This window comes from Actinocorallia herbida, assembly GCF_003751225.1.
GTDB classification, from domain to species: Bacteria; Actinomycetota; Actinomycetes; order Streptosporangiales; family Streptosporangiaceae; genus Actinocorallia; species Actinocorallia herbida.
Map to the genome: position 1 here is coordinate 5,843,792 of NZ_RJKE01000001.1, position 15,451 is coordinate 5,859,242.

A 15,451-nucleotide genomic window follows, 5' to 3' on the forward strand; every position below is an offset into this window, starting at 1 on the left:
AGATGGACCGTTAGGTCCAATATGTGGGATGCTGGAAGCATGAACAGAGGACTGACGGCGAAGGGCCGGGCGACGCGGCAGCGGATCGTCGCGGCCGCGTCGCTTCTCATAAGGGAGCAGGGGGTCGCCGAGACGACGCTCGACGATGTGCGGGTGGCCACGGCGACGAGCAAGAGCCAGTTGTTCCACTATTTTCCCGAGGGCAGGTCCGACATCCTGGCGGCCGTGGCCGAGTACGAGGCCGCGCAGGTATTGGAGGCGCAGCAGCCGTACCTGGGCGACCTGTCGACCTGGGAGTCCTGGCAGGGATGGCAGAAGGCGGTGCTCGACCACTACACGGAGCTGGGGCGGCGGTGCCCGCTGGGCAGCCTCACCGCCGAGCTGGGCAAGGCCTCGCCCCAGGCCCGCGCGATCATCTCCGCCCTCTATGACTCCTGGGAGGCGGCCCTCGTGCGCGGCGTCGAGGCGGTGACCTCCGATGGACCGGAGGAGTCCCGCGCCCGCGCGCGGAGCATTCTGGCGGCCGTCCAGGGAGGTGTGGTGATGCTCCAGGGGACGGGGCGCACGGATTACCTGGAGGCGGCGCTGCCCGCGGCGACCGGCGCACTTCGGCCCGTGAGCGCATAGACCTCGGGGGCGCCGCGCAACATTGGACTTGACAGTCCAATGTTGACGGCGCAAGATTGGACCATGTCATCCAATCCTGGCGCGGTGGATTCCGCCGTCCTTCCCGCGCCCCGTCCCCCCGCCCCCGCGGGTGGATTGCGGGCCTCACTGCTGCTCCTTTCGGTCGCCGCGGTCTCCTATTCCCTGGTCCAGTCCGTGGTGAATCCCGGATTGGAGGCACTGCGCGATCACGTGCACACCAGCCAGCTGGGCGTGGGGTGGGTGCTCACCGGCTTCCTGCTCGCGAGCGCCGTGCTGACCCCGGTGCTGGGCCGCGTGGGCGACCAGATCGGCAAGGACCGCGTGCTCGTGGCGGTTCTCGCGCTGCTCGCGCTCGGAAGCGTGATCGGAGCCCTCGCCACCAGCCTCCCCGTCCTGGTCACCGGCCGGGTTCTGCAAGGTGCCGGGGGCGCCACCCTGCCTCTGGCCTTCGGCCTGGTGCGTGATCTGGTGCCCCGGCACAAGGTCGGCATGGCGGTCGGCACGATCGCCGCGGTCAGCTCGGTCGGCGGGGCGCTCGGTGTGCTCGCGGCAGGCCCGATCGTCTCGGCGCTCGGTGTCCCGTGGCTGTTCTGGCTGCCCGCCCTCGCCAACGCGCTCGTGGCGATCGCCGTGTTCGCCCTCCTGCCGCCCTCCCGCGGCGCGACCGCGGGCGGGCAGCTGAACGTGGGCGCCATCGTGACGCTGGCCGGCACGCTGGTCCTGCTCCTGCTGCCGCTGAGTCTCGGCCAGGAGTGGGGCTGGGGGTCCGGGCGGACGCTCGGCCTGCTCGCCGGGGCCCTGGCGGTCGGCACGCTCTGGATCTGGTGGGAGCACCGCTCCCGGCATCCGCTGATCGACATGCGCGTCTTCCGGATGCGCCCGGTCTGGACGGCGAACCTCGCCTCGTTCCTCTTCGGTTTCACCCTGTACTCGGTCTTCGGTTTCGTCCCGTCCTTCCTCCAGGTGCCCACCCTCACCGGCTACGGTCTCGGCCAGTCGATCACCGTCGCCGGCTTGATCTTCCTGCCGGTGACGCTCACCCAGTTCGCGAGCGGGATCATGACCGGGCCGCTCGCCGCCCGGATTCCGGCCAAGATCCTCCTCATCGTCGGCTCCCTGCCGGTGATGGCCAGCCTTCTGCTGCTCGCGGCCTTCCACGAGGCGCCATGGCAGATCTCCCTCCTGCTCGCCGTGGCGGGCATCGGGTTCGGCGTCGCGCTGTCGGCGCTGTCGGCGCTGGTCGTGCACGCGGTGCCCGCCGAGCACACCGGTGCCGTGAGCGGGATGAACGCCAACATCCGCACCATCGGCGGCGCGGTCGGCGCGGCCGTCGTCACCACGGTCCTGGCCTCCACCACACGGGCCGGCGGCTTTCCGAGCGAGGGCGGCTGGGTCGCGGTGTTCCTGCTGCTGGCCGGCGCCGGGCTCGTCGGACTCGCGTCCTGCCTGCTGATCCCCGACAGTTCCCAGGGCCCGCACCGGCGGGAAGCCCGCACCGCCGCAGTCTGAAGGGCGGAGCCCGACTCGCAGATCCCGCTGACGAATCCGGCGGGCCCTCGCCCCGGACCCACATGTGCTCACGGTCACGTGACCGATGCGCAGGCACGACGCCTGCCGTACTCAGATGAAGCAGCACTCGGCGAAAGGGAGTACACGCATGAACGCCGCGACACATGCCGACCTCGACCGGATCCGCGAACTGAGGGCCCGCTATGCCCGCTACGCCGACACCAAAAGATGGGAGGAGGTGGCAGGGCTCTTCACCGATGACGCCGTGATGCGGTTCCGGGGCGTCGACGGCGGCCTCCTCAACGAAGTCACCGCCGCCGAGTTCGCGAAGACGATCGGCGCCCGGGTGGGCGCGGGCCAGCCCGTGCACCACCTGTTCACGCACGAGATCACCTTCACCTCCGACACCACGGCCGAAGGCGTCTGGGCGATGGAGGACCTGATCTTCCACGACCGCGAGGCCCACCCCGAGGCACCCTTCTCCTTCATGCACGGCTTCGGCCACTACCACGACACGTACCGCAAGGTCGACGGCCGATGGCGCATCTCCGGATGCGAGCTCACCCGGCTGCGGCTCGAAATCGTCTCCTGACCGGCCACTCGGCCACCGCACCATCCGACAGAGAGGCACCCGAATGTCCACCCGCGCTTTCCCGCTGACCCCTGTTCCCGTCCATGTCTCCGACGAGGTGCTCACCGACCTGAGGAACCGCCTGGAGCGCACTCGCTACGCCGTCGACGCCGGCAACCAGGACTGGTACTACGGCGTGAACGGCCGGTACCTGAAGGAACTCGTCGACTACTGGATCGACGACTACGACTGGCGCAAGGCAGAGGCCGAGATCAACCGGTACGAGCACTACCGGGTCGAGGTCGACGGCGTGCCGGTCCACTTCATGCGCAAGCCCGGCGTCGGCCCGGACCCGAAGCCGATGCTCATCAGCCACGGCTGGCCCTGGACCTTCTGGTTCGCCTCCAAGATCATCGACCCTCTCGCCGATCCGGGCGCCCACGGCGGCGACCCCGCCGAGGCGTTCGACGTGATCGTGCCCTCGCTGCCCGGCTTCGGCTGGTCCACGCCGCTGCCCGACCATCCGGACATGAACTTCTGGAAGATCGCCGACGTGTTCCACCAGCTGATGACCGAGGTCCTCGGCTACGAGAAGTACGCCGCGACCGGCTCCGACATGGGCTCCCTCGTCACCGCTCAGCTCGGCCACAAGTACGCCGACTCGCTGTACGGCATCCACGTCGGATCGCCGATCCCCCTCAACATGTTCAACGGCGAACGGGCCTGGGACCTGACCGGCGGAAAAACGATCCCGGAAAGCGTTCCCGACGACATCCGCGCCGGAATCCTCTCCGTCCACAAGCGGTTCGTCGCGCACGTCGCCGTGCACAGCCTCGACTCCAGCACGCTCGGCCACGCGCTGAGCGACTCCCCCGCAGGAATGCTCGCCTGGATCCTGGAGCGCTGGACCAACTGGAGCGACAACGACGGCGACGTGGAGAACGTCTTCACCAAGGACGAGATCCTCACCCACGCGATGATCTACTGGGTCACCGACTCGATCAGCACATCGATGCGGCTGTACGCCAACGCCAACCGCTACCCCTGGACCCCCTCCCACGATCTCACCCCGCCGGTCCAGGCACCCACCGGCATCACCCTCGTCGGCTACGAGAACCCGCCGGGCGTGACCACCGAGAACCGCGTCCAGGACTTCCTGAACAGCCCCCGCGCCCCCTGGTTCAACCACGTCAACGTCACCGCCCACCCGCGCGGAGGCCACTTCGTGTACTGGGAGATCCCCGACGGATGGATCGACGACGTGCGCCGCACCTTCCGCGGACGCACCCGCTGACGGCCGCACACCGCACCGGAACTCCGCGTACTTCGACCCGGACCCACAGGCGGGAGTCGCGCTCCGGCGCGGCTCCGCTGCGGCCTGGTCCGCGGCCCGTCTGCCCGGCGACGCAGGGGCCGCGCCCGGCCTGGCCGCGAAGCGGTGCCGGACCGCCCGCCTGCCTCCGTCAGGCCGTGGACGCGAAACCGGACCGGGCCTGATCCAGGGCCGCGGGGAGGCCGCGGCGGGAGGTGATGGAGAGTTTGGTGAAGATCTTGCGGAGGTGCCATTCGACGGTTCGCGGGCTGAGAAACAGGCTCGTGCCGATTTCGGAGTTGGTGCGGCCTGCCGCAGCCATCTGGGCGATCTCGGATTCCTGAGTGGTCAGGGTGTCGAAGACGTGCGGGACCGGATGGTGCGGCGTCTCGCCGGCGGCCGCGAGTTCACGGCGGGCGCGTTCGGCGAAGGCGTCCATGTGCGTTTCAAGGAAGAGGGCATGGGCGCGGCGAAGATGGTCGCGCGCGGGAGTGGGATGGCGGGTGCGGCGGAGCCATTCGCCGTAGAGGAGGTGGGTGCGGGCCAGGTCGGGGCGGACGCGGGTCCGGAAAAGGTGTTCGAGTGCCTCTTGGTAGAGGGCGTCGGCCGCGGGGCCGTCGGTGAGCAGGGCGCGCAGGCGGGCCACGGTGCCGAGGGCCCAGTCGGTCCCGGCGGCGGTGGCGCTTTCGCAGAGGCGGTCGAAGGCGGGGCGGGCGGCCTCGGGGCGGCCGGTCCTGGTGGCCGCCTCGACCAGTTCGGCCGCGGCCCAGTCGGCGATCCAGAGTTCGGGCGCTTCCGCGCAGGCCTGCTCGGCAGCGGTCAGCGCCTCCTCGTAGCGGCCCAGCCCGTTGTAGAGCACGGCGGTGGACCAGCGGGCGTACTGGGCCGCGCAGCCCTGTCCGGCCTCGGTCGCCGCCGCGATGGTCGCGGCGAACAGCCTGCGGGCGCCGGCCTCGTGGCCGCGCAGGCCCGCGAGCATGATGTCGGCGTAGGAGGCGATCTGTGAGCCTGTCGTCCGGGTCACGACGCCGGCCTCGGCGGTCAGCAGGGCCGCTCCTCTGAGGTCGCCGCCCACGCAGCGCGCCTGGGCCAGGACGTCGAGGGCGACGGCCAGGACGCTCAGCGCGCCCGACTCCCGGGCGATCCGGACCTGGTGGGTCGGAAGTTCGGCCCAGGTGTCGTAGTCCCACACCATGACGGCCGCCGCGGACGAGCGGACGACCTCCTCGATCGTTGCCGTCCCGTGGTCGAAGGCGTCGGCCGCGCGGCGCAGCAGGGGCGCCGCCGCACCCCGTCCCTTGGTGAGGGCGAGGGAGAGCCCGTCAAGGAGAAGGTCGGCGGGACGCGGCGCGCCCTCAGGACGCGGGGCGGCCAGCGCCCTGCGCGAGATCTCGACCATGCTGGTGCCGCGGATCTCGGCACCAGCGAACAGCGCTGCGCACCAGGCGTCGAGGTAGGTCGCGCGCGCGAGCCCTGGATCGAGCGGTTCGAGCGTCTCCGCCGCCCGCGACAGCAGCAGGGCACCGTCGCCGCCGCGGGTCCGCCAGTACCGGGTCTGGGCGTGCAGCAGGCTCACGCGTGCGCGCTGCAAATCGTCGAGCGGAGCGGCCTCGGCCGTGGCCAGCAGCCCCAGCGCCGTGTCGAATCCGCCTGCCCGGACGTTCGCCAGGGCGGCGTTGAGCGCACGGTCCGTCCGCCGTGCCGGATCGGCCGTGAGATCCACGGCGCGCTGCAGGTACGAGGCCGCCGCGGCCAGTCCTCCACGGGCTTGAGCCTGAACGGCGGAGCGCTCCAGTTCCGCCGCCAGCTCTTCGTCCGGCCCCTCCGCCGCAGCGGCGAGATGCCAGGCGCGCCGGGCGGGGTCGGCGTCCCTGCCGGTCGCTTCGGCCAGAGCCAGGTGCGCCGCTCGCCGGTCCTCCGTCGAGGCCGACCGGTAGACCGCCGTGCGTACGAGGGAGTGCCGGAAGATCACGTGCTCCCCGATCGCCAGGAGCCCGTCCGCCTCGGCCGGATCGGCCGCGGCGGGCTGAACGCCCAGCCGGTCGGCCGCCCGCCACAGCAGCAGCGGATCGCCGAGCGGCTCCGCCGCCGCCACGAGCAGAAGCGTCCGGGACTGTGCGGGAAGCGCCTCGACTCGCCGGCGGCAGTCGTCCACGAGGCCGGTCATGATCCCCGGCCGTCCGGCCGACCCGAACCCGCCCTCCAGCTCCTCGGCCGGCAGGCCGCGGAGCAGCTCCAGCAGGGCGAGCGGATTCCCGCCCGTTTCGGCCACGAGCCGGTCCCGTACCCGCTCGTCCAGGCGTCCCGGCCGAGCCCGCTCCAGCAGCGCCCGCGAGTCCTCGGGCCCCAGCCCGCGGACCACGAGCTCCGGCAGGCCCTGCAGGCTCTTCTCCGCATCGGGCTCGCGCACCGCGAACACCATGGCGACCGATTCGGCCGCCAGCCGCCGGGCCACGAAGCCCAGTGCCTGGCCCGACTCCCGGTCCAGCCACTGAACATCGTCGATCACGCAGACGAGCGGCCGCTCATCGGCGCCTTCGGACAACAGCGTCAGGACGGCCAGCCCGATCAGGAACCTGTCGGGAGCGGGCCCGCCCTGCAGACCGAACGCCGTCCGCAGCGCATGCGCCTGCGGACCTGGCAACCGCGGCAGCCGATTCAGGAAAGGCGCGCAGAGCTGGTGCAGCCCGGCGAACGCCAGTTCCATCTCCGACTCGACCCCCGCCGCCCGTGCCACCTGGCATCCGTCCGCTCGCCCGCACAGCTCGTCCAGCAGCGCCGTCTTGCCGATCCCGGCCTCCCCGCGCACCACCAGGACCCCGCTCTGGCCCTCCCGCGCGCCTTCCACCAGCCACCCCAGAATCTCGCGCTCACGCCGACGACCCCGCAGAAGGTCTCCACCCACAAGATCACGCTACCGTTTCTCTACATTCAGGGATGTACATCGCACTCCACGATCACCGCCGGTATGGCCTGTCAGGCCGGTATGGTCGTCCGGCCGGTCCCGTCCAGCGCACCCGCCAGCTCGTGGCGGGAGCCCACCCCGAGCTTCATGAACACCTTGCGCAGATGCCATTCGACGGTGCGCGGACTGAGGAACAGCCGGGCACCGATCTCCCGGTTGCTGCGCCCGGCCACGGCGAACCGGACGATCTCGGCCTCTTGGGGGCTCAGATCGCTGAGCGCGTCGGCGCGGGGCCGCACCCGTTCCCCGGTAGCGGCCAGTTCTCCACGAGCCCGCGCCGCGAACGCCTCCATGCCGCACTCGCCGAACATCGTGTACGCCGACCGCAAATGGCGGCGCGCGAGCGTGCGCCGGCCGCCGCCGCGCAGCCACTCGCCGTAGACCAGGTGCGCGCGGGCCAGCTCAGAACGCATTCGCGTCCGCGACAGCAGCTCGATCGCCTCGCGGTACAGCTCGTCGGCGGCTTCGCCGTCGCTCAGCAGCGCGCGCAGCCGGGCCCGCACCCCGAGCCCCCAGTCGGTACCGGCCACGGCGGTCCGCTCGGCGAGCCGGTCGAAAGCGGCCTGTGCGGCCTCCGGTCGGTCTGTCTTCGCAGCCGCCTCGACCAGCTCGATCGCGGCCAAGTCGGCGACGTACAGCTCGGGGGTCTCCTCGCAGGCCTGACGAGCCGCCGTCAAAGCCTCCTCGTACAGGCCGAGGCCGTTGCAGAGGATCGCGGTGGCCCACTGTGCGCGCTGCACAACGGCGCTCTGCCCGTCCTCCGCCGCCTCCGAGAGCGTCACCTCGATCAGCGTTCGGGCCTCGGTCTCCCGGCCCCGCTGGGCCGCCAGCAGAAGCCGGCCGCCGCCGAGGGCGGCCCTGGACCCTGTCACCTGCGCGACCTTGTCGGCCTCGGCGGCCGGAGCGTCCGCCGCGCGCAGGTCTCCGGCCAGGCACAGCGCCCCGGCCAGAGAGTCCAGGCCGCCGGCCAACGCGGGGAGCGCACCCGACTCCCGGGCGAGCCCGACCCGGCACCTCATGATCGCGAGGGCGGCCTCGTGGTCCCACACCATGAGGGCCGCCGCACTCGCCTGAGCGCCCCAGCGGCGCGCCTCTTCGTCGGTGACCCCGCTCCCGGCGAAACCCGCCGCCGCCCGCCGCAACAACGGGGCGGCGGCCGAACGGCCGTGCGTGAAAGGAAGCGCGAGTCCTTCCAAGAGCAGGTCGACCGGTCCCCTGGATCCCTCGTCCGCCCGCACGGCCAGCGCACGGCGAGAGATCTCCGCCAAGGCCGCGCCGGCCGCCGGGGAACCGGCGGCCGCGGCCCAGGCTTCCAGATAAGCCTCCCGCGCCAGCCGGGAATCGAGCGGCTCCAGCGTCTGCGCCGCGAGCAGCAGCCGCGGCGCCGCGTCTCGGACATGGCCCTTCTCCAACAGGGCCCGGGCGCGCAGTACGGTCACGCGCGCTCTCTGCAGGTCGTCCAGCTGCCCGGTGTCCGCCGTGGCCAGCAGCCCGAGCGCGGCATCGAAGGCACCCGCCTGAAGACCCGCCTCGGCGGCGGCGATCGCGCGGGCCGCCCGCCGGACGGGTTCGGTGCTCAGCATCGCCGCACGCCTCAGGTACGAGGCCGCCGCCGCCAGGCCGCCGCGCGCCTGCGCCTGGCCCGCAGCACGTTCCAGCTCCTCCGCGACCTGCTCGTCGGGCGCTGCCGCGGCCGCGGCGAGATGCCACGCGTACCGCACCGAATCCGCGTCCCTGCCGCTCGCCTCGGCCAGCGCCAGATGCGCGGCCCGCAGCTCGGCCGCCGGGGCTGAGCGGTAGGCCACCGAGCGCACCAGCGGACTCGGGAAGACGACCTGGGCACCGATCCTCAGCAGGCCCTCGGCCCGTGCCGGTTCGGCCGCCGCGGGCTCGATGCCCAGAAGCCCGGCCGCGCGCCACAGCAGGACCGGATCGGCGAGGGGTTCCGCCGCCGCGACCCACAGCAGCGCCCTGGTCCGGCCAGGGAGCGTCTCGATACGGCTGCGGAGGTCCGCCTCGACATCTGCCGGGCCGACCGGCCACCTCGCCGAGCCGAAGCCGCCCGCGAACTCGCCGACCGCCATGCCGCGCGGCAGCTCCAGCAGCGCACGTGGATTTCCGTGGGTCTCGGCCAGCAGCCGGTCGCGCACCCGCGCGTCCATGGGACCCGGCTGCGCCCACTCCAGCAGAGCCTGTGCATCGCCGGGCTCGACGCCGCGGATCACCAGCTCCGGGAGGGTCGCGAGGTCCGCCTCGTCGGGCTCCCGCAGGGTGAACACCATCACGACCGGTTCGGCGGCCAGCCGCCGGGCCGCGATGGCCAGCACCTGCTTCGAGGCCGGATCCACCCACTGAACGTCGTCGACGACGCAGACCAGCGGCCGCTCCCGCGCCACTTCCGACAGGAGCGCCAGCACGGCCAGGCCGACGACGAGCCGGTTCGGGGCGTCCCCACCCCGCAGCCCCAGGGCGGACTTCAGCGCGTCGGCCTGCGCACCGGGCAGGCGCGGCAGATGGTCGAGGAACGGCGCGCAGAGCCGGTGCAGGCCGGCGAACTCCAGCTCCGTCTCGGCCGCTACGCCCGCCGACCGCGCGACCTGGAATCCGGCGGCGCGGCCGCACAGTCGGTCGAGCAGGGCGGTCTTGCCGACGCCGGCCTCCCCGCGCAGCACGAGGACGCCGCTCCGACCGGCGCGTGCGCCCGCGACCAGCCGGTCCAGCGTCTCGCCCTCGCTCCATCGGCCGCGCAGCCCGGGTACGAGCCGTTCGTACGGCCAGGGGGGAAAGCCGTCCTCGCGCCTGTCGCCGACATGTGCCTCTTCGAGCCTGCGCACTGATTCCTCCCCGTCCCGTGCACCGCCGGTCGGCCGTGCTCGGCCGACTCTAGGTACGGGGGCGTCAAGACTCGTCGGGCATCCGACTGCGCATCCGATCCGCAGTATCCGAACGCCGGGTGATCGAATCGCACGTTCGGTGAACAGCATCGGGTATCGATGAGTATCGGTACCGCCCTGTATCAGTCATCGTGTCCGACGCCGGCCGTGTCAGGCGCCGGCGACGGGATCCTGCGGGCCTACCACCGCGGCGAGCTGCGCCCGGGTGCTGACGTCGAGTTTGGGGAAGATCCGGTACAGGTGGGAGCCGACCGTGCGGTGCGACAGGTAGAGACGCTCGCCGATCTCCTTGTTGGACAGACCCTCAGCGGCGAGCCGGGCGATCTGCAGCTCCTGAGCCGTCAACGAGGACAGCCCGTTGGCCTTCCCGGTGGCGGCCTGGCCGCGCCCGCCGGCGGCGCGCAGTTCGACCCTGGTCGACTCGGCCCAGCTCCGCGCGCCGATCAGGTCGAAGGTGAGCTGCGCGGAATGCAGTGGCCGCCGCGCCTCGGCGACCCGGCGCTGCCGGCGCAGCCACTGCCCGAAAGCCAGTTCGAGCCGGGCCCGCAGCCACGGCCAGCGGGTCAGGTCCGCGCTGAGCGCGGCGAGGAAGGCCTCCTCCGCCTCATCGTCGGAGGCCAGCACCGCACGCGCATAGGTGAGCTGCCTGACCAGGATGGGCGAGCGGACGGTGACGGCCTCCGACTCCAGGTCGGCGATCACCTCGTGGACCTCGCCGGCCAGGCCCGCGTGCACCGCGGCCTCGGCGAGGAAGCTGACGGCGTGGAACCGTTCGTGCACGTGGAAGGCCGGATCGTCCTGGTCGAACAGCCGCCGCAGCGCGTGGTAGGCGTCCGCGGGCCGGCCCGCGCTCAGGTAGGCGAACCCGCGTGCGAGCTGCCCGCAGGCCAGCAGGTTGCTGAGCTTCTTTCCCGCCGCCGACCGCTCCACCTCCGCGGCGATCTCCAGCGACCTCCCATGGTCGCCGCGCAACGCCAGGAGCATGGCGTACCCCGCCTGCGATCCGGCGTCCCAGATCGCCTGCCCGGTGTCCGCGGCCAGGCGGCGACCCTCCTCGCTGGCCGCCCAGGCGTGTTCCCAGTCGCCGATCTCCATGCTGTCGCTCACGCTCATCGTCAGTACCTGGGACAGCAGGCCGAGCCTGCCCTGCTGGCGCAGCATGATCTCCGCGCGGCCCAGGAGGTCGACCGAGCGGACCGGGTCCGCGGTGGCGGCGGCGGCCATGCCGTAGAGCCACAGGGCGGCCGGGTCGGTGATGCTCTCCAGCCGCACGCCCGCCAGGCTGTCGGCCACGGTCTGGTATTCGCCCAGCGGGTCGGCGATGCTGAAGATCGCGGTGAGCTGGGCGTCGCCGCGCGGGCGGTCGACCCGGCGGGCGACCTCGCAGACCAGGGCCCGGGCCTCCGGGCCGGTGTCGGCCCACCAGCAGCGCAGCCCGGCCGCCTGGAGCAGGTTCAGCGCGAGCGCCGAGTCCCCGGCGTCGATCGCCTCCTGCGCCGCCTCGCAGAGGGTGCGGATGTGGTCGGCGTCGCCGGGCACTCCGTCGTGGAAGATCTCCCCGAGCCACTGCATCCGCACCTGGTCGAGCCGGGTCAGCGAGGTGCGGCCCGCGCGCTCCAGCAGCTGGTCGACGAGGTCGGCGCGGCCGAGGCCGAAGGCGTGCTCGGCGGCGAGCATCAGCCTCCGCCCCCGCGTGGCCGAGTCGGTGGTGAGCTCAGCGGACCGTTCCAGGGCCCAGATGACCTCGGAGACCGAGCCGCGGCGCAGCGGGATGGCGTGCGCCCGCTCCATCTCGTCGGCCACTTCGTCGTCCTGCCCGCCGATCGACTGCGCCCGGTGCCAGACCCGCCGGTACGGCTCGTCGGTGAGCACCTCGGCCAGGGCCGCATGGGCCGCCTGTTTGCGGGCGACCGATTCCTTGCTGATGACGGCCGCCCGCACCAGCGGATGCCGGAAGTGCGCGTAGAGGTTGTCGAACCGGACCAGGCCGGCTGTGACGGCGGCCTCCAGCACCGCGACGTGCGCCTCCTGCCCGGCGAGGATCGTGGCGCCCGCGATGATCTCCCGCAGGTCGTCGGCGTCGTCCACCGCCGCCACGAGCAGCGCGTCCTGGCAGAGCGGCGGCAGATCGCCCAGCCGCGCGGCGAAGGCCCGCTCGAGCCGCGCCGTCAGAGGGAGCGAGTGCGGCGGCTGCTCCCCGTACTCCGCCGCGAGCCGGCTCGCCGAGCGCAGGGCCAGCGGAAGCTCGGTCAGGGCCAACGGGTTCCCGGCCGCCTCCCGCAGGATGCGCTCCCGGTCGGCGTACCCCAGGTCGGCGGTGTTCCTGTCCAGCAGTTCGCGCGCGTCCTGCTCGGTGAGGCGGCCGACGTTCAGCTGCGGCAGGTCGGAGGCGGCGAACGCGATGTCGTGCCCGGCGCGGACCACCCCGATCAGTACGCAGGGATCGCTGCCGATCCTGCGCGCGACGAAGCCGAGGACGTCCTGGGTGGGCAGGTCGAGCCACTGCACGTCGTCGACCACGATGAGCAGCGGCTTCTGCGACGCCACGTCGGTCAGCGCGTTCAGGGTCGCCAGAGCGATCATGAACGGCTCGGGCGCCCCTTCGGCGGCGTCGGAGGGGCGCATGCCGAACGCGGCGTGCAGCGCGTCGCGCTGCGGCGTCGGCAGCCGGTCGGTCTCGGCCAGCACCGGTCGCAGCAGCTGGTGCAGGCCCGCGAACGGGAGGTGTGCCTCCGCTTCGACGCCGACGACCGACAGCACGGCGGCACCGGCGTTCTTACCGTGGGCGGCGGCGGCGCGCAGCAGAGACGTCTTCCCGATACCCGGATCGCCCATGACGACGATCGCCGATCCCTCGTCCTCGACCGCGTCGACCATGTCGGTGAGGACCCGCAGCTCACCGTCCCTGCCTATCAGCCCGCCCGCCTCCGGCATCCTAGAGCCCACTCAGGGCTGCCCCGAGCTCGGCCCGTGCCCGGTCGGCCCATGGCCTGGCACCGATGCGGTCGAGCTCCGCGACGGCAGGCCGCAACGCCGCCACCGCCTCCTCGCGCCGACCGAGCCGTCGCAGCCAGCCGCCGTGGGCCAGGTTCGCGCAGGCCTCGGCCCAAGGCCACCCGGCGAAATCCTGGTCCATCATGTCCGCATAAAGCGGACCAGCGATGGCGTCGTCACAGATCACGGCCCGAGCATAGCGGAGGTGAACGACCAGCAGCGGAGCGCGGGTCAGGTTCGCCACCTGCGACAACTCGGCCAGGACCGCGCTCGCGTCGGCCTCCCGCCCCGCCTCGACCGCCGCCTCGGCGAGGAACATCACAGCGCCGAATCGCTCCCGCTGGTGGAAGCTCGGATCGTCGGCGCGGAACGCCCGCGCCAGTTCCCGGTACGCCTGAACGTGCCGCCCGGCGGCGGACAGCGCGGCTCCCTTCGCGAGCTGAGCCATCGACAGCAGCTGGTTCAGCCGCTGCCGACTCGCCGTCGCCTCCACCTCGGCCGCATAGCTGAGCGCCTGGTCCGAATCTCCCCGGAACGCGCTGCTCAGCGCGTCGCAGGCGAGGGCACCGATACGCCAGATCGGCTGTCCCGTCTCCTTCGCCAGCAGCTCCCCCTCCCGGGCTGCGGCCTGCGCACCCTTCCAGTCACCGGTCTCCAGCCGGTTGACGACACAGAGCGAGAGCACCTGGGACAGCAGTGCCAGCCGCCCCTGGCTGCGCAGCAGCGCCTCCGACCGGCCGAGGAAGGTCAGGCTGCGGACCGGGTCACCGATCGCGGTGGCGGCGATGCCGAAGACCCGCAGGGCATCGCCGTCTGCGATCTCCGCGGGCCGGACCTCGGACAGCAGGTCCATGACGGCGCCGCATTCGGCCACGGGCTCGGCGAGCGCGAGCGTCGCGACATAGCGGTGGTCGTGCGTGATGTCCGCCCCGCCGACCAGGGACTTCGCGGCGGAGACCACATCGGCCCTCGCGGCGGGCCCGGTATCGGCCCACCAGCACCGCAGTGCCGCCCCCAGCAGCAGGTTCAGCGCCAGATCGCGGTCGCCCACCGCATGCGACTGCCTTGCCGCGTCGCAGAGCTGATGCACCCGCGCGGCGTCGCCCGGCACCCCGTCGTGGAAGATCTCCCGCAGCCACTGCGCCCGCGCCCAGTCGAGCTCGGACAGGTCGCACCGCTCCGCGGCGGTCACCAGGAGTCCCACCTGTTCCTGCTGTCCGAGGCTGAAGGCGTGCTCCGCGGCCACCAGCAGCCGGCGCCCGCGCTGGGCCGAGGCGCCGGTCAGCTGCGCCGACCACTGCAGCAGGCGGATCGCGGACATGACCGCGCCGCGGCCGACGGCCACCGAGGCGTTCGCCTCCAGCTCGTCGGCGATCTCGTCGTCGGGGCCCATGATGGACTGCCCCCGGTGCCAGGCCCGACGGTACGGATCGGTGTCCAGCACCGCGGCGACAGCCGCGTTGGCGGCGTGCCTGCGCTCCAGCGTCTCGGCTTGCAGTACACCTGAGCGCACCAGCGGATGGCGCAGCTCCAGGCGACCGTGCTCGACCCGGACCAGGCCGGCCTCTACGGCGGGACGGAAGACATCGGCGGAGACCGGGGCCCCGTACAGGACCGCCGTGGCGGAAAGGATCTCGGCCACGTCGTCGACCGGGTCGACGGCCGCGATCAGCAGCGCGTCGCGGGCGGCCGGGTCCAGCTCGGCTACCCTGCTGCCGAACGCCCGCTCCAGCCTGGCGGTGAGCGGCTGCCAGTCCTGGGCCTCCGGATGGACTGCCCCGGCGAGGGTCTCGGGGAGTTCCAGCAGGGCCAATGGGTTCCCCTGGGCCTGTTCCCTGATGCGGCGCCGGTCGGCCACGCCGGCCACGCCGGCCAGACTGCTCAGGATCTCCTCGGCGGCGTCGCCGTCCACACCGGAGACCGCCAGCTCGGGCAGCCCCGCGGAGACGAACGGACCCGGGTACCCGGTCCGGACGGTCCCGATGATGGCGAGCCGCAGAGGTGCGCGGCGGTGTGCGATGAACGTGAGCACCTCTTGGCTCTGCGCGTCCAGCCACTGCACGTCGTCGACCAGGATGGCGAGTGGCTGCTGGGCGGCGGCCGCCTCGATCAGATCCACCGCCGCCAGCGCGACGCCGAAGATGTCCGGCCGCTCCCCCTCGGCCAGGCCGAACGCGGTCAGCAGGGCCTGCTGGCGCTGGTTCGGCCGGATGCCGAGCGGGCGCAGCACCTGGTGCAGCCCGGCGAACGGCAGCTGCGCCTCGGACTGCACGCCGACCGCCCCCAGGACCCTGAAACCCGCACCGCGCGCAGCCGCCCGGGCGGCGCGCAGCAGGGCCGTCTTGCCGATGCCGGGGTCTCCGAGAAGGACGAGGCACCGGCCCTCGTCGGAGACTCGGTCGATCATCTCCGTCAGAGCCCGGACCTCGGCGTCCCGGCCGAACAATACGCTGGTCATCAGCATAAAGTAGCCGCCCGCGCCCGCGAGATGAATGCGTCAAACGACTGCACGGACCGGGCCAGGACCCTGACAGAGTCATCAGGCCGCCCGGCGCCCC

At 72.6% G+C, this 15,451-nt stretch carries 8 protein-coding genes; 4 read left to right on the forward strand and 4 right to left on the reverse strand.

The window, feature by feature from the left end; all coding sequences use genetic code 11:
- Positions 1-39 precede the first annotated feature (39 nt).
- The 4 genes from EDD29_RS26520 to EDD29_RS26535 all read left to right on the forward strand — a co-directional run bounded on the left by EDD29_RS26520 (position 40) and on the right by EDD29_RS26535 (position 4,022).
- Entirely contained in the window at positions 40-627 is a 588-nt protein-coding gene (locus EDD29_RS26520) for a TetR/AcrR family transcriptional regulator (protein ID WP_170201587.1), read from the forward strand.
- Positions 628-690: 63 nt separating this feature from the next.
- Complete coding sequence (locus tag EDD29_RS26525) at positions 691-2,157, forward strand: MFS transporter (RefSeq protein ID WP_211359913.1); 1,467 nt, start codon at positions 691-693, stop codon at positions 2,155-2,157.
- 148 nt (positions 2,158-2,305) lie between these two features.
- On the forward strand, positions 2,306-2,749 hold the full coding sequence (locus EDD29_RS26530) for a nuclear transport factor 2 family protein (RefSeq protein WP_170201588.1): 444 nt from the start codon (positions 2,306-2,308) through the stop codon (positions 2,747-2,749).
- Positions 2,750-2,792: 43 nt separating this feature from the next.
- Positions 2,793-4,022, forward strand: a complete 1,230-nt coding sequence (locus EDD29_RS26535; protein ID WP_123666998.1) for an epoxide hydrolase family protein — start codon at positions 2,793-2,795, stop codon at positions 4,020-4,022.
- Between the two features lie 169 nt (positions 4,023-4,191).
- Here EDD29_RS26535 and EDD29_RS26540 read toward each other — a convergent pair whose 3' ends face one another.
- The 4 genes from EDD29_RS26540 to EDD29_RS26555 form a co-directional block, all read right to left on the reverse strand.
- Positions 4,192-6,945 carry a helix-turn-helix transcriptional regulator gene (locus EDD29_RS26540; RefSeq protein ID WP_211359914.1) on the reverse strand — a complete coding sequence of 918 codons (2,754 nt, stop codon included), beginning with the start codon at positions 6,943-6,945 and terminating at the stop codon, positions 4,192-4,194.
- A gap of 71 nt (positions 6,946-7,016) precedes the next feature.
- Complete coding sequence (locus EDD29_RS26545; protein WP_211359915.1) at positions 7,017-9,839, reverse strand: ATP-binding protein; 2,823 nt, start codon at positions 9,837-9,839, stop codon at positions 7,017-7,019.
- A gap of 210 nt (positions 9,840-10,049) precedes the next feature.
- Positions 10,050-12,845 carry a helix-turn-helix transcriptional regulator gene (locus EDD29_RS26550; RefSeq protein WP_211359916.1) on the reverse strand — a complete coding sequence of 932 codons (2,796 nt, stop codon included), beginning with the start codon at positions 12,843-12,845 and terminating at the stop codon, positions 10,050-10,052.
- Entirely contained in the window at positions 12,835-15,351 is a 2,517-nt protein-coding gene (locus EDD29_RS26555) for an AAA family ATPase (protein WP_211359917.1), read from the reverse strand. The genes EDD29_RS26550 and EDD29_RS26555 overlap by 11 nt, the downstream gene beginning before the upstream one ends.
- Positions 15,352-15,451 lie beyond the last annotated feature (100 nt).

Excerpts from the sequence above, each read along its gene's own strand:
- EDD29_RS26520 (WP_170201587.1), top strand. The coding sequence starts at position 40 with ATGAACAGAGGACTGACGGCGAAGGGCCGGGCGACGCGGCAGCGGATC.
- EDD29_RS26525 (WP_211359913.1), top strand. The coding sequence starts at position 691 with ATGTCATCCAATCCTGGCGCGGTGGATTCCGCCGTCCTTCCCGCGCCC.
- EDD29_RS26530 (WP_170201588.1), top strand. The coding sequence starts at position 2,306 with ATGAACGCCGCGACACATGCCGACCTCGACCGGATCCGCGAACTGAGG.
- EDD29_RS26535 (WP_123666998.1), top strand. The coding sequence starts at position 2,793 with ATGTCCACCCGCGCTTTCCCGCTGACCCCTGTTCCCGTCCATGTCTCC.
- EDD29_RS26555 (WP_211359917.1), bottom strand. The coding sequence starts at position 15,351 with ATGACCAGCGTATTGTTCGGCCGGGACGCCGAGGTCCGGGCTCTGACG.